The following is a 21,607-nucleotide window of genomic DNA, read 5'->3' as shown; positions in this document are numbered from 1 at the left end:
AGCGTCCACCGCAGGCGATGCTCCTGTCCTCCACAAGCCCGCGCTGCCTCATTGTCGGTGCCACGTGCGAGGATCGGAGACGTAGGGCACACGGTCAGCGAAGGAGAGCGCCGCGATGGCAACGAAGCCGCCCAAGGCAGATCCCGTTCAGGACGCGCCGCAGGTCGCCGAGCCGAAGCACGCGGCGGCCGGCATCCCGGCCATCGGCCACAGCCTGCGCATGGCCCAGCAGCAGATGGGCGTCAAGCGCACCGCGCTGACCCTCCTGCGCGTCAATCAGAAGGACGGCTTCGACTGCCCGGGCTGCGCCTGGCCGGAGCCGGACCACCGGCACGCGGCGGAGTTCTGTGAGAACGGCGCGAAGGCGGTCGCCGAGGAAGCCACCCTGCGCCGGGTCACCCCGGAGTTCTTCGCCGCGCACTCCGTCGCCGACCTCGCCGGACGCAGCGGCTACTGGCTCGGCCAGCAGGGACGGCTCACCCACCCCATGTACCTCCCCGAAGGCGGAACGCACTACGAGCCGGTGACCTGGGAGCGCGCCTTCGACATCATCGCCGAGGAGATCACCGCGCTCTCCTCCCCCGACGAGGCCGTCTTCTACACCTCCGGGCGCACCAGCAACGAGGCCGCCTTCCTCTACCAGCTCTTCGCACGCGAGCTCGGCACCAACAACCTGCCCGACTGCTCCAACATGTGCCACGAGTCCTCCGGCTCGGCCCTGTCCGAGACGATCGGCATCGGCAAGGGCAGCGTCCTGCTCGAAGACCTCTACAAGGCCGACCTGATCATCGTCGCCGGCCAGAACCCCGGCACCAACCACCCGCGCATGCTCTCCGCCCTGGAGAAGGCCAAGGCCAACGGCGCGAAGATCATCAGCGTCAACCCGCTGCCCGAGGCCGGCCTGGAACGCTTCAAGAACCCGCAGACCCCCAAGGGCCTCACCGCCGGAGCCGCGCTCACCGACCTGTTCCTGCAGATCCGCATCGGCGGCGACCAGGCCCTCTTCCGCCTCCTCAACAAGCTCATCCTCGAGACCGAGGGCGCCGTCGACGAGGAGTTCGTCAGCGAACACACCCACGGCTACGAGGAGTTCACGGACCAGGCCCGGGCCGCCGACTGGGACCAGACGCTCACCGCGACCGGCCTGACCCAGCAGGAGATCGAGGAAGCCCTGCGCATGGTCCTCGCCTCCAAGCGGACCATCGTCTGCTGGGCGATGGGCCTCACCCAGCACAAGCACTCCGTGCCGACCATCCGCGAGGTCGTCAACTTCCTCCTCCTGCGCGGCAACATCGGCCGCCCCGGCGCCGGCGTGTGCCCGGTGCGCGGCCACTCGAACGTGCAGGGCGACCGCACGATGGGCATCTTCGAGCGCCCCGCACCCGCCTTCCTGGACGCCCTGGAGAAGGAGTTCGGCTTCGCACCGCCGCGCGAGCACGGCTACGACGTCGTACGGGCCATCCGCGCCCTGCGCGACGGCGAGGCCAAGGTCTTCTTCGCCATGGGCGGCAACTTCGTCTCCGCCACCCCCGACACCGACGTCACCGAGGCGGCCATGCGCCGCGCCCGGCTGACCGTGCACGTGTCGACCAAGCTCAACCGCTCGCACGCCGTCACGGGCGCGCGTGCCCTGATCCTGCCCACCCTGGGCCGCACCGAGCGCGACCTCCAGGGCGGCGGCGAGCAGTTCGTCACCGTCGAGGACTCCATGGGCATGGTGCACGCCTCCCGCGGCCGCCTGGAACCCGCGAGCACCCACCTGCTGTCCGAACCGGCGATCGTGTGCCGCCTGGCCCGCCGGGTGCTCGGCGCGGACAGCAGGGTGCCGTGGGAGGAGTTCGAGAAGGACTACGCCACGATCCGCGACCGCATCGCGCGCGTGATCCCCGGCTTCGAGGACTTCAACGCGCGCGTGGCACACCCCGGTGGCTTCGTCCTGCCGCACGCCCCGCGCGACGAGCGCCGCTTCCCGACCGCCACCGGCAAGGCCAACTTCACCGCCGCGCCCGTCGAGTATCCCGAGCTGCCCGAGGGGCGGCTGCTGCTGCAGACGCTGCGCTCGCACGACCAGTACAACACCACGATCTACGGCCTGGACGACCGCTACCGGGGCATCAAGAACGGCCGCAGGGTCGTCCTGGTCAACCCCGAGGACGCACGCGCGCTGGGCGTCGCGGACGGCTCCTACGTCGACCTGGTCGGCGAGTGGAAGGACGGGGTCGAGCGCCGGGCGCCCGGATTCCGGGTCGTGCACTACCCGACGGCACGGGGCTGCGCGGCCGCCTACTACCCGGAGACCAACGTCCTCGTCCCCCTCGACGCCACCGCGGACACCAGCAACACCCCGGCCAGCAAGTCCGTCGTCGTACGTCTGGAACAATCGGCGACCGACTGAGCGTTTGCTCAGTCGAGCCAGTGATCACGACGAACGGAGTCGGGCCCCATGGGCGAGCAGCAGCACGTGACGTTCCCGCAAGAGGTCATCGCCGAGTACGCCGCACTCGGCGTGGACCTGCCGGCGCTGTTCTCCGCGGGGCACCTCGGGACGCGGATGGGCGTGCAGATAGTTCAGGCTTCGGCGGAGCGGGTCGTCGGCACGATGCCCGTCGAGGGGAACACGCAGCCGTACGGACTGCTGCACGGGGGCGCGTCCGCCGTGCTGGCCGAGACGCTGGGGTCGGTGGGGTCGATGCTGCATGCCGGCAGCTCCAAGATCGCGGTGGGGGTCGATCTGAACTGCACGCATCATCGGGGCGTGCGGTCGGGGCTGGTGACCGGAGTGGCCACGCCTTTGCATCGGGGGCGGTCCACGGCTACGTACGAGATCGTGATCAGTGATGAGGAGGGGCGGCGGGTGTGCACTGCGCGGCTCACCTGCATGCTGCAGGATGTCCGTCCGGGGGACGGGAAGAATGTGGGGGTCGCCGGCTGATCGTGCGGGTCGACCGGGTGCCCGGGGGTGGGTCGCGCAGACCGGCGCTGGCGGGGTGCCGCCTGCGCCCACCCGTGCCGCCCCGGGCGGCACAACCGCCCGCAGCCTGACGAGCAGGCGGGATGGGCGCCCCACGCTTGACGGACACGCGACCACGCAACCGGCCGCACCGCCCCAGCGACACGACTGCCCGCAGCCCGACAAGCAAGCTAGATCGGCCCCCCAGGCCCTGACGAGCAGGCGAGATCGGCGCCCGAGGTATTGACGGGCACGCGGCCACGCCGCCCACCGGCCCCGGCCGCCCAAGACGCTCGACCACGCAACCGGCCGCACCGCCCCAGCGAACGACTGCCCGCAGCCCGACAAGCAAGCTAGATCGGCGCCCCACGCTTGACGGACACGCGACCACGCAACCGGCCCTACCACCTCAGCGACACGACTGCCCCGCGGGCTGACGGCATCATTTCCCCATGAGGCCGCCCTCATGACCGGCACCGGCCCGTCGAACCCGCCAACTCGTCGGAGACGGACGGCGGTTGCGACATCATCGGCGTCGATCCCCCGCGCCTCACCGACCGCCTCACCCACCGACTCACCGGACGCCCGACCAGCCGTCTCACCGGCGATCGGCCACCCTGCCACCCCGCGCCCGCAAAGCCGCCCTCACAGTCGGCGTCGTCGTCACAGCGGCCGGGCTCCTGCTGCTCGCACCCGCCGACGCACACGACCGCACCGCACCGCCCCCGCCACCCATCCCTGGCCCGCCAACGTCACCGTCTGGCGCTACAGGAGACCCGCCCCCCCCAACTCCCGCACGACAGGCACAACAAGCGGCCGTTACCTATTCGCCGTCACCGTCGCCGACGGCCCGCCCGTCACCCTTACAGTCACCGGCACGGCCTTCCCCGGGCTCCACGCCCGTGCCACACCCGGGCCGGCCTTCACCGTGAACGCCGACGCAACACGCCGAATCACAGTCGAGATATCCGTTTCCGACCGTTCGGGCCTGCCCCTGAATGCCGACCTACCCTTTCTCGACGTAACGCTCCGTAACATGCGCGCAATACAGCACCACAGTTTCATTTTCGGCGGCGCCTTCTTCCGGGACCTCTCCGAGCTCCTTCACGGCGCCTGCCACCCCACCACCGCATGACCGGCCCCACTGCCAAGCGGAAGTGCGAGTTCTCAGAATGCGGACCGAGGGGAAAAACCACCAAACCGGCCGAGAGCCCCCTCCGCCGACGCCCGCTCTCCACCACGTCATAACAAGAAAGTCACAAGCGAGCACCCGACGCTGCCCCCACGTACAAACCGGGCTTAGAGTCACGGCCAGTCACCGCTCCATCGGGAGTTCGGTACCAGCGCGGCACCCGCCGCCCCCCACAGGGATGGCAGTGACTGCGGAAAGGACTGATTGTGCGACGTTCCTTGGTGATACTTACCTCCGTCCTCGCGACCGGAGCTCTGACGCTCACCGCCTGCGGCTCCCGAGACGACAACGGCGGCGACAGCGGAGACAACGGAGACAACACCACCCTCACCATCGGCGTGGACGCCCCGTTCACCGGTGAGAACTCCACCACCGGCCTCGGCATCCAGTACGGCGCCCAGATCGCCGTCGACGACGCCAACAAGAACAAGCTCGTCCCCGGCGTGACGTTCAAGCTCAGGGCCCTGGACGACAAGGCGCAGCCCGCCACCGGTCAGTCCAACGCCACCGCCATCACCGGCGACAAGACCGCCGTCGGCGCCGTCGGCCCGCTGAACTCCGGCGTCGCCCAGACCATGCAGCAGGTCTTCGCCTCGGCCAACATGGTCCAGATCTCCCCCGCGAACACCGCCCCCGAGCTGACCCAGGGCAAGAACTGGCAGACCGACAAGAAGCGGCCGTTCAAGACCTACTTCCGCACCGCCACCACCGACGAACTGCAGGGCAGCTTCGCCGCCCAGTACGCCTTCAACAAGCTCAAGAAGAAGAAGGCCTTCGTCGTCGACGACAAGCAGACCTACGGCGCCGGCCTCGCGAAAATCTTCAACGAGCAGTTCAAGAAGCTCGGCGGCCAGGTCGTCCAGACCGACCACGTCAACACCGGCGACAAGGACTTCGGCTCCCTCGTCACCAAGATCAAGAACTCGGGCGCCGACCTCCTTTACTACGGCGGCCAGTACGACGAATCCGCGCTGATCACCAAGCAGCTCAAGGACGCCGGCGTCAAGACCCCGCTGTTCGGCGGCGACGGCATGTTCGCCTCCACCTACATCGAAGCCGCCGGCGCCTCCTCCGAAGGCGACCTCGCCACCGCCATCGGCGTCCCCGCCGACACCCTGCCCGCCGCCAAGACGTTCATCGAGACCTACAAGGCCAAGGGCTACAAGGGTGACTACGGCGCCTACGGCGCCTACGCCTACGACGCCGCCACCGCCATCATCAAGGCCGTGAAGGCCGCCGCGGACGCCAACGGCGGCAAGGTGCCCACCGACATCAACGCCCTGCGCTCCACCGTCGTGGACGAGGTCCAGAAGTCCGACTTCGAAGGCATCACCGGCAAGGTCTCCTTCGACGAGTACGGCGACACCACCAACAAGCAGCTCACGGTTTACCAGGTCGAAAAGGGCGCCTGGAAGGCTGTCGAGACCGGCACCGCCGACCTCAGCTGACCCAAGCCCCGGCAAACTTCACCACGGGCCGCGCGGAAGGAGGACCCCGACCGCGCGGCCCTTTCCCACATCCAGACCCCTGCACAGATCAGTGCACACGACCACCAGCGACATGGAGGCCAACGCGGTGAACACCCTGCCGCAGCAGCTGGCCAACGGGCTGCTCCTCGGCTCGATGTACGGGCTTATCGCCATCGGCTACACGATGGTGTACGGCATCGTCCAGCTCATCAACTTCGCGCACGGCGAGATCTTCATGACCGGGGCCTTCGGCGCCCTCACGGTCTACTTCTACATCCTCCCCGACGGCACCGCGATGGCCATCGCGGTCCCCCTGATGCTGATAGGCGGCGGCATCGTCGCCATCCTCATCGCCGTCGGAGCGGAACGGTTCGCCTACCGCCCCCTGCGCGGAGCACCACGCCTGGCACCGCTCATCACCGCCATCGGCCTCTCCCTGGCCCTCCAGGAAGTCGTCCGCAACTTCTACCCCGGCGCCGACCGCGCCCGCGCCTTCCCCGGCCTCGACACCACCCACGACATCGGCTCCATCACCATCAAGGACGCCGACATCTTCCTCATCGTCGCCGCCGTCGTGTGCATGGCCGCCCTCGCCTTCTTCGTCCGCAAGAGCCGCACCGGCCGCGCCATGCAGGCCACCGCCCAGGACCCGGACACCGCCCAGCTCATGGGCATCGACACCAACCGCATCATCGTCATCGCCTTCGCCATCGGCGGCTTCTTCGCCGCCGTCGCCGCCGTCGCCTACGGCCTCAAATACGGCAACGTCGACTACCGCATGGGCTTCCTCATGGGCCTCAAGGCCTTCACCGCCGCCGTCCTCGGCGGCATCGGCAACATCTACGGCGCCATGCTCGGCGGCCTCGTCCTCGGCATCGCCGAAACCCTCGCCTCCGCCTACATCGACGGCATCCCCGGCATGCAGCAGCTCGGCGGCCAGAGCTGGGCCAACGTCTGGGCCTTCTGCCTCCTCATCATCGTCCTCCTCGTCAGACCCCAAGGCCTGCTCGGCGAACGCGTCGCGGACAGGGCGTGATCACGATGACCGCGACCACCAAGACCCAGCCCACAGTGCGCGGCCTCATCCCCCTCCCGGAAACCGCCGCCCGCGCCCTCCTCCTCGCCGGCGGCATCGCCACCGCCGCCTCCGCCTACCTCGCCTGGACCTGGACCGACGAATTCCCCGGCGACCTCACCATCAACGGCTACCCCGGCGGCCTGCAATGGCTCACCTTCACCGCCGGCCTCCTCACCACCCTCTTCGCCCTCGCCCTCTACGGCGTCCGCGGCCTCGGCTGGCTCCTGCCCGCCCGCAACAACGCACCCCTCGCTCTCGCCGCCCTCGGCGGCTTCGGTACCACCTGGTTCACCGTCATCGCCATCAGCGTCAACCTCGGCGGCGTCGTCAACCTCGAACCCGGCGCCTGGATCGCAGCCATCGCCTCACTGCTCCCCGTCCTCGGCGCCTTCGCCCTCCCCCAAGAAGGCATCGGCGAAGGCAGCACCAAGGAATCGATACAGGCCTACATCACCAAACCCGACACCATCCCCGCACCCCAGCCCCTGACCCCCTGGCTGGAACGCGCCGTCATCACCCTCATCACCATCGCCGGCCTCGCCATCTTCACCTACGGCATCGACACCGAATACGGCGAACTCTTCGTCGGCTACCTCATCGTCGTCGTCTTCTTCGCCTGGGCACTGCACACCGCCGGCCTCATCGACCGCTGCTCCCGCCTCGTCGCCCACAACCGCAGCTTCACGCTCGCCATGGGCTTCGCCGCGGCCATCGCCTTCCCCTTCACCCAGACCGACGACCACTACGCCAACATCGGCGTCAACATCCTCATCTTCGGAACCGTCGCCCTCGGCCTCAACATCGTCGTCGGCCTCGCCGGCCTCCTCGACCTCGGATACGTCGCCTTCCTCGGCGTCGGCGCCTACACCGCCGCCCTCGTCTCCGGCTCCGAGTTCTCCACCTTCTCCGGCGTCCAGTTCCCCTTCTGGGCCTCCGCCCTCACCGGCGCCGCCGCCAGCCTCGTCTTCGGCGTCCTCATCGGCGCCCCCACCCTCCGACTGCGCGGCGACTACCTCGCCATCGTCACCCTCGGCTTCGGAGAGATCTTCCGCATCGCCGTCAACAACATGGACGGCGACTCCGGCCCCGACATCACAAACGGCCCCAACGGAATCCCCTCCATCCCCGACCTCAGCTTCTTCGGATTCAACTTCGGCGAATCCCACGACATCGCCGGCTTCACCCTCGGCCGCTTCGCCAACTACTACCTGCTGATGGTCCTCGTCATGGCCATCGTCGTCCTCGTCTACACCCGCGCCGCCGACTCCCGCATCGGCCGCTCCTGGATCGCCATCCGCGAAGACGAAACCGCCGCCACCGCCATGGGCATCAACGGCTTCCGCGTCAAACTCGTCGCCTTCGCCCTCGGCGCCGCCCTCGCCGGCCTCGCCGGCACCGTCAGCGCCCACGTCACCTACAGCGTCGTCCCCACCCCCTACCAGTTCGCCGGATCCACCCCGCCCAACTCGGCATTCCTCCTTGCCGCGGTCGTCCTCGGCGGCATGGGCACGGTGGCGGGCCCACTGCTCGGCGCCGCACTGCTCTACCTGCTCCCCGAGAAGCTCGTCTTCCTCCAGGACAAGTCGCTGCTCGCCTTCGGCGTCGCGCTCATCCTCCTCATGCGCTTCCGCCCCGAGGGCATCATCGCCAACCGCCGCCGCCAGCTCGAATTCCACGAGACCGGCCAACTCGACGTACCACAACAAACGACGCTGACCGACGAACCGGCAACCGTCACCAAGGCGGGGGCGTGAACAAAATGACCACACCAGTACTCGAAGCACGCGACGTCACCATGCGCTTCGGCGGCCTCACCGCCGTACGCTCCGTCGACTTCACCGTCAACTCCGGAGAAATCGTCGGCCTGATCGGCCCCAACGGCGCCGGCAAGACGACGTTCTTCAACTGCCTCACGGGCCTGTACATCCCGACGGAGGGGACAGTCTCGTACAAGGGCACGGTCCTGCCGCCCAAGCCCCACCTCGTCACCCAGGCCGGCATCGCCCGCACCTTCCAGAACATCCGGCTCTTCGCCAACATGACCGTCCTGGAAAACGTCCTCGTCGGCCGCCACACCCGGACAAAGGAAGGCCTGTGGTCGGCGCTGCTCCGCGGCCCCGGCTTCAAGAAGGCCGAGAAGGACAGCGAGGAACGGGCCATGGAACTCCTCGAGTTCATCGGCCTCGCCCACAAGCGCGACCACCTCGCCCGCAACCTGCCCTACGGCGAACAGCGCAAGCTGGAAATCGCGAGGGCACTGGCGAGTGAACCCGGTCTGCTGCTGCTCGACGAGCCCACAGCCGGCATGAACCCCCAGGAGACGCGGGCCACCGAGGAGTTGGTCTTCGCCATCCGCGACAAGGGCGTCGCCGTCCTCGTCATCGAGCACGACATGCGCTTCATCTTCAACCTGTGCGACCGCGTCGCCGTCCTCGTCCAGGGCGAAAAACTCGTCGAAGGCACCTCCGAGGTCGTCCAGGCAGACGAACGCGTCATCGCCGCCTACCTGGGCGAACCGTTCGAAGGCGCCCCGGGCGAGGCGGAAGCCGCGGAGGTCGAGGCCGCCGAAGCAGCGCAGAGCACCACCAGCACCAAGGGAGAAGGCCAGTGACCGCACTGCTGGAGGTCGAGGACCTCCGCGTCTCCTACGGCAAGATCGAAGCCGTCAAGGGCATCTCCTTCAGCGTCGAAGCCGGCCAGGTCGTCACCCTCATCGGCACCAACGGCGCCGGCAAGACGACCACACTGCGCACACTCTCGGGCCTCCTGAAGCCGACCTCCGGCAAGATCCTCTTCGACGGCAAACCGCTGAACGGCGTCGCCGCCCACAAGATCGTCGCCTTCGGCCTCGCCCACTCCCCCGAAGGCCGCCACATCTTCCCCCGCCTCACCATCGCCGAGAACCTCCAGCTCGGCGCCTTCCTCAGGAAGGACAAGGAAGGCATCGAGAAGGACATCCAGCGCGCCTACGACCTCTTCCCCATCCTCGGGGAACGCAGAAAGCAGGCCGCGGGAACGTTGTCCGGCGGTGAGCAGCAGATGCTGGCCATGGGCCGCGCCCTGATGTCCCAGCCGAAGCTCCTGATGCTCGACGAGCCCTCCATGGGCCTCTCCCCGATCATGATGCAGAAGATCATGTCGACCATCGCCGAGCTGAAGTCCCAGGGCACCACCATCCTGCTCGTCGAACAGAACGCCCAGGCGGCGCTGTCCCTGGCCGACCAAGGACACGTCATGGAGGTCGGCAGCATCGTCGTCTCCGGCACGGGGCAGGACCTGCTCCACGACGAGTCGGTACGGAAGGCCTACCTGGGCGAGGACTAGGTCTTCTCTTCGCTTTGTACGACGAGGCCCGCGCCCCCTGATCCGGGGGCGCGGGCCTCGTCGTACTCGGGTCCGGCGTGTCAGCCCTTGTTGGCCTTCTTCTCGTCGGCGTCCTGGATGACCGCCTCGGCGACCTGCTGCATGGACATCCGACGGTCCATGGACGTCTTCTGGATCCAACGGAACGCGGCGGGCTCGGTGAGCCCGTACTCCGTCTGGAGGATCGACTTCGCCCGGTCGACCAGCTTGCGTGTCTCCAGACGCTGGCTGAGGTCGGCGACCTCGTTCTCCAGTTCCCTCAGCTCAGTGAAACGCGAGACGGCCATCTCGATCGCCGGAACGACGTCACTCTTGCTGAAGGGCTTCACCAGATACGCCATCGCACCCGCGTCCCTCGCCCGCTCGACGAGGTCGCGCTGCGAGAAGGCGGTAAGCATCAGGACGGGCGCGATGCGGTCTTCCGCGATCTTCTCGGCCGCCGAGATGCCGTCCAGCTTGGGCATCTTCACGTCGAGAATCACCAGGTCCGGCTTGTGCTCGCGGGCGAGCTCGACGGCCTGCTCGCCATCACCGGCCTCGCCTACGACGGTGTAGCCCTCTTCCTCCAGCATCTCTTTGAGATCGAGCCGGATCAGGGCCTCGTCCTCGGCGATGACGACACGGGTCGTCAGCGGAGGCACGTGCGACTTGTCGTCGTCGGGCGCGTCTACGGGCTGGGGCGACTCGGGGGCGGTCACGGGGGCTCCTCGTTCAGGGGCAGGGGTACTGCTGACAAGAGCCTACCTAGCTGCGGTAAGGTAGGGGCACGGCGGGTGACCGCCAACCTTTGTTTTAGAGGAAGCCCCGGTAGCCCAGCGGTAGAGGCACGGTGCTCAAACCACCGACAGCGTGGGTTCGAATCCCACCCGGGGCACTTTTCCTTCGATTCGAAGGTCGAGACTAGAAGCGGATGTCCACGTTCTCGTGAACATCCGCTTTTTGCTGCGTGTCGTCGCGATCACCCTCACAGGGTGTCCACATGTACGACATCAGCACACGCAAGCGAGCGCTCGCGCTGGTTGCACAGGGCCGCAGTCTGAATTCGGTCAGCCGAGAGACGGGTATCTCACGAGCCGCGATTCGCTCCTGGCAGGACCGTCTTGAACCGTTGCCTCGCATCGCGCCTCCGGACCCTGGACCGCCCGCAGATGAACGCGCGTACGCGTATCTATTGGGCCTCTATCTCGGCGACGGCTGCATCAGCGCCCATCCACGCAGCGGCTACTACCTCCGCATCGCGTGCGCCGACGCATGGCCCGGCCTCCTCCAACAGTGCCGCGAGGCCATCGTGAAAGTGCTCCCAGGCGTTGGTGTCTACACCCTTCAGAAGCAGGGGTGCGCAATGGTGACCAGCTACTCCCAGCACTGGCCCCGCATCTTCCCCCAGCACGGCCCCGGCAAGAAACACGAGCGCACCATCACCCTCGTGCCCTGGCAACAAGAAATCGTCGACACTCACCCCTGGGAGTTCATCCGCGGCCTCATCCACTCCGATGGCTGCCGCATCACCAACTGGACGACTCGCCTCGTCGACGGTGAGAGCAAGCGCTACGAATACCCCCGGTACTTCTTCACGAACCTGTCGAGCGACATCATCCGCCTCTTCACCGAGGCACTTGACCGCGTCGGCGTCGAGTGGAGACAGGCGAATCCCCGCAACATCTCAGTCGCCCGCAAAGCCTCCGTAGCCCTAATGGACACCCACGTAGGCCCCAAACACTGACACCGAAAAGGGACCCCTCCCCAAAAGGGGCCCCTCCCCCACTACTTAGGACTGTCGTCCTCGGCAATATGGTGAACGTGGACCAGATTCGTCGTACCGGCGACGCCAGGCGGGGAGCCGGCGGTGATGACCACCGTGTCGCCCTTCTGGCAGCGGCCGTACTTCAACAACAACTCGTCCACCTGGTCGACCATCGCGTCTGTCGACTCCACACTCGGCCCCAGGAACGTCTCCACACCCCACGTCAGATTGAGCTGAGAGCGCGTCGCCGGTTCAGGGGTGAACGCCAGCAGGGGGATCGGCGAGCGGTACCGGGACAGGCGGCGGGCCGTGTCGCCGGACTGGGTGAAGGCGACCAGGAATTTCGCGCCCAGGAAGTCGCCCATTTCCGCCGCCGCTCGGGCGACCGCGCCGCCCTGTGTGCGGGGCTTGTTGCGTTCGGTCAGGGGCGGGAGGCCCTTCGCGAGGATGTCCTCCTCGGCCGCCTCGACGATCTTCGCCATCGTGGTGACCGTCTCGATGGGGTACTTGCCGACGCTCGTCTCGCCGGACAGCATCACCGCGTCCGTGCCGTCGATGACCGCGTTCGCCACGTCCGAGGCCTCCGCCCGCGTAGGACGCGAGTTTTCGATCATGGAGTCGAGCATCTGCGTAGCGACGATGACCGGCTTGGCGTTGCGCTTGGCGAGTTTGATCGCGCGCTTCTGGACGATCGGGACCTGTTCCAGCGGCATTTCCACGCCCAGGTCTCCGCGCGCGACCATGATGCCGTCGAAGGCGGCGACGATGTCGTCGATCGCGTCGACCGCCTGGGGCTTTTCGACCTTGGCGATGACGGGGAGGCGGCGGCCTTCTTCGTCCATGATGCGGTGGACGTCCTGGATGTCCTTGCCGCTGCGGACGAAGGACAGCGCGATGACGTCGAAGCCCATGCGCAGGGCCCAGCGGAGGTCCGCCTCGTCCTTGTCCGAGAGGGCGGGGACCGACACCGCGACGCCGGGGAGGTTCAGCCCTTTGTGGTCGGAGACCATGCCTCCTTCGACCACCGTGGTGTGGACGCGGGGGCCGTCCACGGCGGTGACTTCGAGGCAGACTTTGCCGTCGTCGACGAGGATGCGTTCGCCGGGGGTGACGTCGGTGGCCAACCCCGCGTAGGTGGTACCGCAGGTCTGGCGGTCTCCCTCGGCGCCCTCCTCCACCGTGATGGTGAAGGTGTCGCCGCGTTCAAGGAGTACGGGGCCTTCGGTGAAGTGGCCGAGGCGGATCTTCGGGCCTTGAAGGTCGGCGAGGATTCCGACGCTGCGGCCGGTTTCGTCGGAGGCCTTTCGTACGTGCTGGTAGCGCACCTCGTGCTCGGCGTAGCTGCCGTGGCTGAGGTTGAATCGGGCTACGTCCATTCCGGCGTCGACCAGTGCCTTGATCTGGTCGTATGAGTCGGTGGCAGGCCCCAGGGTGCAGACGATCTTTGCTCGGCGCATGTTTCGAGCCTAGGGCTTACCGGCGAGTAGAGAATTGGTGGGGCATGACTACTCAACAACTGTTGGGTGAAGCCCTATTGACAAGTGTTGAATTGTGCGGCGGGGTGCTCCGATGAGCATTCCGGCCGGCTTTCCGGGTGCTTTTGGAGTCCTGGTCCTACAGCTGTGGCGGTGCCATGGTGAAGCGGGCGTTGACCTGGGCGTAGACGCGTTGGCGTTGGGGTTCGAGGTCGAGGGGTGCGGCGGTGGTGTCTTCGGCGGCGCCGTAGGCGGCGGAGCGCATGCGGCTTCCGGGGGCGGCGGGGTAGGGCGGGGGCTGGGTGTTCTCCGCGCCGATGTCGGCGAGTTCCACGAGGGCTGCCAGTGAGGTGCCGAGTGCTTCGGCGTATTCGCGGGCGCGTTGGACTGCTTCGCGGACGGCTTGTTGGCGTGCTTGGCGGTGGGCCGGGGAGTTGGGGCGTAGGGCCCACCAGGGGCCGGTGACTTGGGTGAGGTCGAGGTCGGCGAGGCGGGTGGTGAGTTCGCCGAGTGCGGTGAAGTCGGTGAGTTCGGCGGTGATGTGGACGCGGCCGTGGTAGGCGTGGATGCGTTCGCCGCGGCCGTGTTCCTTGAGTTGTGGGGTGATGGAGAAGGAGCCCGTCTCCAGTTTCTCCACTGCCTCGCCGTATGTCTTGATGAGGTCGAGTGCGAGGGTGTTGCGGCGAGTGAGGTCGTCGAGGGCGGCGCGGCGGTCTTTGCCGCGGGCGGTGACGGTGATGCCGAGGCGGGCGATTTCGGGGTCGACTTCGAGGCGTGCTTCGCCGCGGACGGCGATGCGGGGGGCGTCGGGGGTGCCGTAGGGGACGGCGGGTTCGGAGGCGGGCGTGGCCGGTGGGGTGGTCATACGCCCCACTCTGTCACTTCTTACCTGCTTACGGCCCTTGCCGGTCACCAGATCGAAACATGTGGGGTCTATTGCGTTCCGGCATGCACGGGTCAGAATCTACGCGCGTTGTTGACCATGCCCCAAGGAGAACGAGACATGCCGTTGAACCGCCGGAAGTTCCTGAAGAAGTCCGCCGTGACAGGGGCGGGGGCGGCGCTGGCCGGTGCCGCGGCGGCTCCGGCGGCGCAGGCCGCGGAGGCGAGGAAGGGGTCGAAGCCGGCGAAGCGGTACGCGTTCACCGTGATGGGGACGACCGATCTGCATGGCAACGTCTTCAACTGGGACTACTTCACGGACAACGAGTTCGACGACAAGGCGCACAACGATGTGGGCCTGGCGAAGATCTCGACTCTGGTGAACCAGGTGCGGGCCGAGAAGGGCCGCCGCAACACGTTGCTGATCGACGCGGGCGACACGATTCAGGGCACGCAGCTGTCGTACTACTACGCGAAGGTGGACCCGATCACCGCTCAGGGTGGTCCGGTGCATCCGATGGCGCAGGCGATGAACGCCATCGACTATGACGCCGCCGCGCTGGGCAATCACGAGTTCAACTACGGCATTCCGGTGCTGCGCAAGTTCCAGGAGCAGTGCCGTTTCCCGTTGCTCGGTGCCAACGCGCTGGACGCGAAGACGCTGCGGCCTGCTTTCCCGCCGTACAGCATGCATTGTCTGCGCACTCCGTTCGGCCGGGACGTGAAGGTGGCGGTTCTCGGTCTCACCAATCCGGGTATCGCGATCTGGGACAAGGCGAATGTGCAGGGGAAGATGACGTTCCCGGGTCTGGAGGAGCAGGCGGCGAAGTGGGTGCCGAAGCTGCGGTCGATGGGCGCGGATGTGGTGATCGTTTCGGCGCACAGTGGTTCGTCGGGTACGTCGTCGTACGGTGATCAGTTGCCGTACATCGAGAACGCGGCCGGGCTGGTCGCGGAGCAGGTGCCGGGCATCGACGCGATCCTCGTCGGCCACGCGCACACCGAGATCCCCGAGTACTTCGTCACCAACAAGGAGACCGGTAAGCAGGTCGTGCTGTCCGAGCCGTTGAAGTGGGGGCAGCGCTTGACGTTGTTCGACTTCGAGCTGGTGTGGGGCAAGGGTCGTTGGACGGTCGAGAAGGTGGGTGCGCAGGTCCTCAACTCCAATGCGGTGGAGGAGGATCCGGAGATCGTGAAGTTGCTGGGTGACGAGCACGAGAAGGTCGTGGCGTACGTCAACCAGGTCATCGGTACGAATGCCGCGGAGATGACCTCGGTCGAGGCTCCGTACAAGGATGTGCCGATCATCGACCTGATCAACCACATTCAGGCGGACACGGTGAGGCAGGCGCTGGCGTCCACGGAGTACGCGGCGCTGCCGGTGTTGTCGCAGGCCGCGGCGTTCTCGCGCAGTGCGGTCATTCCGGCGGGTGAGGTCACCATCCGGGATGTGGCGGGTCTGTACGTGTTCGAGAACACGCTTGAGGCGCGTCTGATGACGGGTGCGCAGATGAAGGCGTATCTGGAGTATTCGGCGAATTACTTCGTGCAGACGCCCGTGGGCGCCGAGGTGGATCCGGCGAAGCTGACGAACGCGAACGGTACGCCGGATTACAACTACGACGTGGTGAGTGGTCTGACGTATGAGATCGACATCGCGAAGGCGGCCGGGTCGCGGGTGACGAATGTGCGGTTCGAGGGGGCGCCGCTGGCGGATGACGCGAAGTTCGTGTTCGCGGTGAACAACTATCGGGCCAATGGCGGCGGTAACTTCCCGCATGTGGCCGCGGCTCAGTTGTTGTGGTCGAACTCGGACGAGATCCGTAACACGATGATCGCCTGGGTGAAGGCGAAGGGTGCGATCGATCCGGCCGAGTTCGCGTCGGTGGACTGGAAGCTGACGCGGGGCGGTACGCCGGTGTTCTAGGGGCGGGCCTTTCGGAGGTTCCCGCGGGGTTTTGTCACCACCGTCACCACGACGCCGGCGTTCGATGGAGCGCCGGCGTCGTGGGCTGTTCGAGGCCGAAGGTGGTGAAGGCCGTTCGTGTGGGCAGGGGGTAGGGCTCCTTCTGTGTCAGGGAGTTGAGGATGGTGGCGCTGCGCCAGGCGGCGAGGCCGAGGTCGGGGGTGCCGATGCCGTGGGTGTGGCGCTCGGCGTTCTGGACGTAGGCCGTTCCGGTCACGGCGGGGTCGAGGGCGAGGCGGTACTGGTCGTCGACGCGGGGGCGTGCGCGGCTGTCGCGGCGCAGGTAGGGGTCGAGTCCGGCGAGGATGCGGTCGAGGGGGCGTTCGCGGTAGCCGGTGGCGAGGACGACGGCGTCGGTGGTGAGGCGGGAGCGGGTGTTCTGCTGGATGTGTTCGAGGTGGAGTTCGACTTTGGTGGTGGCGATGCGGCCTGCGGTGCGGACGCGGACGCCGGGGGTGAGGACGGTGTCGGGCCAGCCGCCGTGGAGGGTGCGGCGGTAGAGCTCGTCGTGGATGGCGGCGATGGTGGCTGTGTCGATGCCTTTGTGGAGCTGCCATTGGGAGGTGACGAGGTGGTCGCGGACGTTTTCGGTGAGGGCGTGGAAGTAGCGGGTGTAGTCGGGGGTGAAGTGTTCCAGGCCGAGTTTGGAGTACTCCATGGGGGCGAAGGCCTCGGTGCGGCCGAGCCAGTGGAGTTTCTCTTGGCCGGTGGGGCGGTTGCGGAGCAGGTCGAGGAAGATCTCGGCGCCGGACTGTCCTGAGCCGATGACGGTGATGTGGCCGGCGGCGAGGAGGGTGTCGCGGTGGTCGAGGTAGTCGGCGGCGTGGATGACGGGGACGGCGGGGGCTTCGACGAGGGGTTTGAGGGGGTCGGGGATGTGGGGCTCGGTGCCGACGCCGAGGACGACGTTCCTTGTGTAGGTGCGTCCGAGGGTTTCGGTTTCTCCGTCCTTGTCGAGTTGGGTGAAGTCGACTTCGAAGAGGTCGTGTTCGGGGTTCCAGCGGACGGCGTCGACCTGGTGGCGGAAGTGGAGTCCGGGGAGGTTTTCGGCGACCCAGCGGCAGTAGGCGTCGTATTCGGCGCGGTGGATGTGGAAGCGCTCGGCGAAGTAGAAGGGGAAGAGGCGGTCGCGGGTTTTGAGGTAGTTGAGGAAGGTCCAGGGGCTGGCGGGGTCGGCGAGGGTGACCAGGTCGGCGAGGAAGGGGACTTGGATGGTGGTGCCTTCGATGAGCTGGCCGGGGTGCCAGGTGAAGGTGGGGTGTTGTTCGTAGAAGACGGTGTCGAGTTCGGCGAGGGGGTGGGCGAGGGCGGCGAGGGAGAGGTTGCAGGGGCCGATGCCGATGCCGACCAGGTCGCGGGGTGCGTCGGGTTCGTGGTGGGTCGGGTGGGGGGTGGGGCTCATCGGGGGGTGTTTCCTTCCACCAGTTTCAGGAGTGCGGCCAGGTCGTCGGGGCGGGTGTGGGGGTTGAGGAGGGTGGCTTTGAGCCAGAGCCGGCCGTCGAGGCGGGCTCGGCCGAGGACGGCGCGGCCGTCGGTGAGGAGTTTTCGGCGTACGGCGGCGACGGTGTCGTCGGTGGCGTCGGTGGGCCGGAACAGGACCGTGCTGAGGGTGGGCCGGTCGTGGAGTTCGAAGCCGGGGTGGTCGTGGACGAGGGCGGCGAGGGTTTGTGCGTGGTCGCAGACTTGGTCGACGAGGGCGCCGAGGCCGGTGCGGCCGAGGGTTTTGAGGGTGACGGCGATTTTGAGGATGTCGGGGCGGCGGGTGGTGCGCAGGGAGCGGCCGAGCAGGTCGGGCAGGCCGGCTTGGGTGTCGTCGTCGGCGTTGAGGTAGTCGGTGTGGTGGTGGAGTGCGGTGAGGTCGTGGGGGTTCTTGATGGTGAGGAGTCCTGCGGCGGCGGGCTGCCAGCCGAGTTTGTGCAGGTCGAGGGTGACGGTGTCGGCGGTATCGAGGCCGGTGAGCTGTGCGCGGTGGCGGTTGCTGAAGAGGAGGCCTGCGCCGTAGGCGGCGTCGATGTGGAGGCGGGTGCCGTGGGCTGTGCACAGGGTGGCGATGTCGGGGAGGGGGTCGATGAGTCCGGCGTCGGTGGTGCCGGCGGTGGCGGCGACGAGGAGGGGGCGGGGCAGGGTGGTGAGGGCTTCGTCGAGGGCGGCGGGGTCGAGGGTGCCGGCGGGGGCGGGGACGAGGACGGGGTCGGGCAGTCCGAGCAGCCAGGCGGCGCGGGGTAGTGAGTGGTGGGCGTTGGTGCCGCAGACGAGGCGGAGTGAGGGGCCGTGGGTTTCGCGGGCGAGGAGGAGGGCGAGGTGGTTGGATTCGGTGCCGCCGGTGGTGACGACGGCGTCGGGTGCGCCGACTTCGCGGGCGAGTGCGCGTGTCACCAGTGTCTCGAGTGCGGAGGCGGCCGGGGCTTGGTCCCAGGAGTCGAGGGAGGGGTTGAGGGCGGAGGCGGCGAGGTCGGCGGCGGTGGCGACGGCGAGGGGTGGGCAGTGCAGGTGGGCGGCGCACAGGGGGTCCGCGGGGTCGGTGGAGCCTGCGGTGAGTGCGTGGACGAGGGTGCGCAGGGCGTCGGGGTCGCCGTTGTCCGGGAGTACGTCGCCGACGGCGTCCCGCATGTGTGCGGCGATCGTGTCGGGGCCGCCGGCGGGCAGTGGTCCGCCGCGGGTTCGGGTGCCGTCGCGCAGGGCGTCGAGGACGGTGTCGAGCAACGGCCGTAGGGCGTGGGGGCCTTCGGGGCCTGAGGCCAGGGGCGGCGTGCTCATGGGCTCCTCCGGGGACCGATGCGGGCGGGGAGCTTCAGCTTGTATGCGGCTGTGTGGTCGCGTCCGAAAAGCCTGGGGATGAGAACCCGAAAGTGGGTAATTCGGTGCGGGGAAAGCAGTCGGGGCACGGCCGGCCCTCAGGTCTCGGTCGTGCCCCGACTTGCCTGTCTACCCCTGTCTACGCCGTCTACGTCTGTCTACGCCTGCTGTACCCGCAAGGCGCGTGCCAGGTCGTCGAGTTGGTCGGCGAGTTTGCGGCGCAGGGCCGGGATCGGGTCGGCTTCCCGGAGGCACTGCTCGCCCTGGCGGAGTGTCTCCGTGTCGATGGCGTATCCCGGGAAGGCCCAGCGGCCGGCGGCCTCGGCGATGGCGGGGCCGCGGCGGGCGGCGACGGCGACGGCGTCCTCGTAGTAGCGGGGCACGTACTGCCGTACGAGGTCGGCCTGTTCGGGCTGCCAGAAGCCTTGGGCGGTGGCGGTGAACAGGTAGTTGGAGAGGTCGTCGGTGGCGAACATGGCCTGCCAGGCCTTCGCTTTGGCGTCCGGTTCGGGCAGGGCGGCCCGGCAGCGGGCGGCGCCTTCCTGGCCGGTGGCGCTGGGGTCGCGGTCGAGTTCGGCGGCGATGGCGGCTTCGTCGGTGGCGCCGAGGACGGCGAGTCGGCCGAGGACGCGCCAGCGCAGTTCGGGGTCGAGTTCGGGGCCGCCGGGGACGGTGCCGTCGGTGAGCCAGGCGGCGATGGTGTCGGGGTGGGCGGCGACGTCGATGAAGTGGCGTACGGCGATCAGGCGCAGGCCGGGGTTGTCGCCGTCCTCGGTGCGGCGGATGAGGTCGCGGCACAGGGAGGCGAGCGTGGCCAGGGCGGCGGGGCGGGTCTCGGGGGTGAGGTAGCGGTCGGCGATCTGGGCGGAGGCGAAGGCGAGGACGCCTTGGACGACGGCGAGGTCCCTCTCGTGCGGGAGGTGGGTGCGGGCGGCCTCCAGGTAGGCGGTGGGCGGGAGTTCGCCGTCGCGGACGGCGTCCCTGAGGGCGTTCCATGCGACCGCGCGGGTGAGGGGTTCGGGCAGGCCGGAGAGGGCGGCGGTGAGGGTGGTGAAGGACTCGGGGTCGAAGCGGATCTTGGCGTAGGCGAGGTCGCCGTCGTTGAGCAGGAGCAGTGCGGGGCGTTTGCCGATGGGGTGGGTGGTGGTCTGCGGGAGGTCGAGGTCGATGCGTTCGCGCAGGATGAGGTGGCGGCCTTCGTCCGCGACGTCCCGGTCGTAGAGGCCGACGGCGATGTGGTGGGGGCGGCTGCCGGTGTGGTCGACGGTGAGGGTGCAGGTGCCGCCGTCGGGGGTGATGCGGGGGGTGAGGGTGTCGACGCCGGTGGTGCGCAGCCAGGCGTCGGCCCAGGCGTGGACGTCGCGGTCGGTGTGGGCGGCGAGGGAGTCGATGAAGTCGGCGAGGGTGGCGTTGGCGAACTTGTGGCGGGCGAAGTGGGTGTTGATGCCGGCCAGGAAGTCCTTCTCGCCGAGCCAGGCGACGAGTTGGCGGAGGGCGGAGGCGCCCTTGGCGTAGGAGATGCCGTCGAAGTTGAGGAGGGCGGAGGCGGTGTCGTCGACGGCTTCGGGGGCGACGGGGTGGGTGGAGGGGCGTTGGTCGGCGTCGTAGCCCCAGGCTTTGCGGGCGACGCCGAAGTCGACCCAGGTGTCGGTGAAGCGGGTGGCTTCGGTGAGGGTCTGGTAGCCCATGTACTCGGCGAAGGACTCGTTGAGCCAGATGTCGTCCCACCACTTGAGGGTGACGAGGTCGCCGAACCACATGTGGGCCATCTCGTGGGCGATGACCATGGCGCGGGTCTGTCGTTCGGTGTCGGTGACGGCGGAGCGGTAGACGAACTCGTCGCGGAAGGTGACCAGGCCGGGGTTCTCCATGGCGCCGGCGTTGAACTCGGGGACGAACGCTTGGTCGTAGGAGTCGAAGGGGTAGGGCTCTTCGAACTTCTCGTGGTAGCGGTCGTAGCAGGCGCGCGTGATGTCGAGGATTTCGTCGGCGTCGGCGTCGAGGTGGGGCGCGAGGGAGCGGCGGCAGTGGATGCCGAAGGGCAGGCCGTGGTGTTCGGTGCGCACGGAGTGCCAGGGTCCGGCGGCGACGGCGACGAGGTAGGTGGAGATCAGGGGGGTGGGGGCGGCGCGCCAGGTGCCGTCGTCCTGCCGGCCGGTGATGCTGTTGGCGAGGACGGTCCAGCCTTCGGGGGCTTTGACCGAGAGTTCGAAGACGGCCTTGAGGTCGGGCTGGTCGAAGGCGGCGAAGACGCGCTGGACGTCTTCCATGAACAGCTGGGTGTAGACGTAGGTTTCGTCGTCGGTGGGGTCGGTGAAGCGGTGCATGCCCTCGCCGGTGCGGGAGTAGCGCATTCCGGCGTCCACGCGCAGTTCGTGCTCGCCCGGGGTGAGGTTCTTCAGGGGCAGCCTGTTCCCGTCCAGGGTTTCCGGGTCGAGGGGCTGTCCGTCGAGGGTGACGGAGCGCAGTTCGGCGGGCTTGACCTCGACGAAGGTGTCCGTGGCGTCCTGGTCCGCGCGGACGGTGAACCTGATGACGGTGCGGGAGTCGAAGCTGTCGTCTCCACAGGTCAGATCGAGGTCGATCGTGTAGCGGTGGACGTCGAGGAGCTTGGCACGGGTCTGCGCTTCGTCGCGCGTCAGTACGGACATGCAGGACATGCTGCCTGATGGCGCTGACGTGGCACAGAGGC

The 21,607-nt window shown here is 68.0% G+C and carries 15 protein-coding genes and 1 tRNA gene; 10 read left to right on the top strand and 6 right to left on the bottom strand.

Going from position 1 to position 21,607, the window contains the following annotated elements; all coding sequences use genetic code 11:
* Positions 1–115 precede the first annotated feature (115 nt).
* From ABT063_RS13350 to ABT063_RS13320, 7 genes are all read left to right on the top strand, one after another.
* On the top strand, positions 116–2,395 hold the full coding sequence (locus ABT063_RS13350; RefSeq protein ID WP_351057391.1) for an FdhF/YdeP family oxidoreductase: 2,280 nt from the start codon (positions 116–118) through the stop codon (positions 2,393–2,395).
* A 48-nt stretch (positions 2,396–2,443) separates the two neighbouring features.
* A complete protein-coding gene (locus ABT063_RS13345; RefSeq protein ID WP_351057390.1) occupies positions 2,444–2,932 on the top strand; it encodes a hotdog fold thioesterase in 489 nt (162 codons plus the stop codon).
* A 1,428-nt stretch (positions 2,933–4,360) separates the two neighbouring features.
* Positions 4,361–5,590 (top strand): branched-chain amino acid ABC transporter substrate-binding protein, encoded by a 1,230-nt coding sequence (locus ABT063_RS13340; protein ID WP_351057389.1) that lies wholly within the window; start codon positions 4,361–4,363, stop codon positions 5,588–5,590.
* Positions 5,591–5,717: 127 nt separating this feature from the next.
* A complete protein-coding gene (locus ABT063_RS13335) occupies positions 5,718–6,647 on the top strand; it encodes a branched-chain amino acid ABC transporter permease (protein ID WP_351057549.1) in 930 nt (309 codons plus the stop codon).
* Between the two features lie 5 nt (positions 6,648–6,652).
* Positions 6,653–8,443 (top strand): branched-chain amino acid ABC transporter permease, encoded by a 1,791-nt coding sequence (locus tag ABT063_RS13330; protein ID WP_351057388.1) that lies wholly within the window; start codon positions 6,653–6,655, stop codon positions 8,441–8,443.
* A 5-nt stretch (positions 8,444–8,448) separates the two neighbouring features.
* A complete protein-coding gene (locus tag ABT063_RS13325) occupies positions 8,449–9,300 on the top strand; it encodes an ABC transporter ATP-binding protein (protein WP_351057387.1) in 852 nt (283 codons plus the stop codon).
* Positions 9,297–10,013 (top strand): ABC transporter ATP-binding protein, encoded by a 717-nt coding sequence (locus ABT063_RS13320; RefSeq protein WP_351057386.1) that lies wholly within the window; start codon positions 9,297–9,299, stop codon positions 10,011–10,013. The genes ABT063_RS13325 and ABT063_RS13320 overlap by 4 nt, the downstream gene beginning before the upstream one ends.
* An 80-nt stretch (positions 10,014–10,093) precedes the next feature.
* Here ABT063_RS13320 and ABT063_RS13315 read toward each other — a convergent pair whose 3' ends face one another.
* Complete coding sequence (locus tag ABT063_RS13315) at positions 10,094–10,750, bottom strand: ANTAR domain-containing response regulator (protein ID WP_351057385.1); 657 nt, start codon at positions 10,748–10,750, stop codon at positions 10,094–10,096.
* A 103-nt stretch (positions 10,751–10,853) separates the two neighbouring features.
* Between ABT063_RS13315 and ABT063_RS13310 the strand changes: the two genes are divergently transcribed.
* Together ABT063_RS13310 and ABT063_RS13305 are read left to right on the top strand one after the other, a co-directional pair.
* Positions 10,854–10,926: transfer RNA gene (locus ABT063_RS13310), tRNA-Leu, on the top strand.
* Positions 10,927–11,031: 105 nt separating this feature from the next.
* Positions 11,032–11,775, top strand: a complete 744-nt coding sequence (locus ABT063_RS13305; protein WP_351057384.1) for a helix-turn-helix domain-containing protein — start codon at positions 11,032–11,034, stop codon at positions 11,773–11,775.
* A 41-nt stretch (positions 11,776–11,816) separates the two neighbouring features.
* Here the strand turns inward: ABT063_RS13305 and pyk are convergent, their stop codons facing one another.
* The gene (gene pyk / locus ABT063_RS13300; RefSeq protein WP_351057383.1) at positions 11,817–13,253 is read right to left on the bottom strand and encodes a pyruvate kinase; all 1,437 of its coding nucleotides are present in this window, start codon (positions 13,251–13,253) and stop codon (positions 11,817–11,819) included.
* A 157-nt stretch (positions 13,254–13,410) separates the two neighbouring features.
* The gene (locus tag ABT063_RS13295) at positions 13,411–14,136 is read right to left on the bottom strand and encodes an SIMPL domain-containing protein (protein ID WP_351057381.1); all 726 of its coding nucleotides are present in this window, start codon (positions 14,134–14,136) and stop codon (positions 13,411–13,413) included.
* Positions 14,137–14,274: 138 nt separating this feature from the next.
* Between ABT063_RS13295 and ABT063_RS13290 the strand changes: the two genes are divergently transcribed.
* Positions 14,275–16,080, top strand: a complete 1,806-nt coding sequence (locus ABT063_RS13290; protein WP_351057380.1) for a bifunctional metallophosphatase/5'-nucleotidase — start codon at positions 14,275–14,277, stop codon at positions 16,078–16,080.
* 43 nt (positions 16,081–16,123) lie between these two features.
* Here the strand turns inward: ABT063_RS13290 and ABT063_RS13285 are convergent, their stop codons facing one another.
* From ABT063_RS13285 to pepN, 3 genes are all read right to left on the bottom strand, one after another.
* Positions 16,124–17,521: a lysine N(6)-hydroxylase/L-ornithine N(5)-oxygenase family protein gene (locus tag ABT063_RS13285; protein ID WP_351057378.1), complete on the bottom strand. Its 1,398-nt coding sequence runs from the start codon at positions 17,519–17,521 to the stop codon at positions 16,124–16,126.
* Positions 17,518–18,876, bottom strand: coding sequence for a pyridoxal phosphate-dependent decarboxylase family protein (locus tag ABT063_RS13280; RefSeq protein ID WP_351057377.1), 1,359 nt, complete (start codon positions 18,874–18,876; stop codon positions 17,518–17,520). The genes ABT063_RS13285 and ABT063_RS13280 overlap by 4 nt, the downstream gene beginning before the upstream one ends.
* Before the next feature lie 197 nt (positions 18,877–19,073).
* Complete coding sequence (pepN, locus tag ABT063_RS13275) at positions 19,074–21,575, bottom strand: aminopeptidase N (RefSeq protein WP_351057376.1); 2,502 nt, start codon at positions 21,573–21,575, stop codon at positions 19,074–19,076.
* Between the last annotated feature and the right edge of the window lie 32 nt (positions 21,576–21,607).

Origin of the sequence: Streptomyces sp. NPDC002838, assembly GCF_040295365.1 — a bacterium.
In the GTDB taxonomy this organism is placed as follows: Bacteria; Actinomycetota; Actinomycetes; order Streptomycetales; family Streptomycetaceae; genus Streptomyces.
This window is presented reverse-complemented; position numbering and strand designations above follow the sequence as displayed.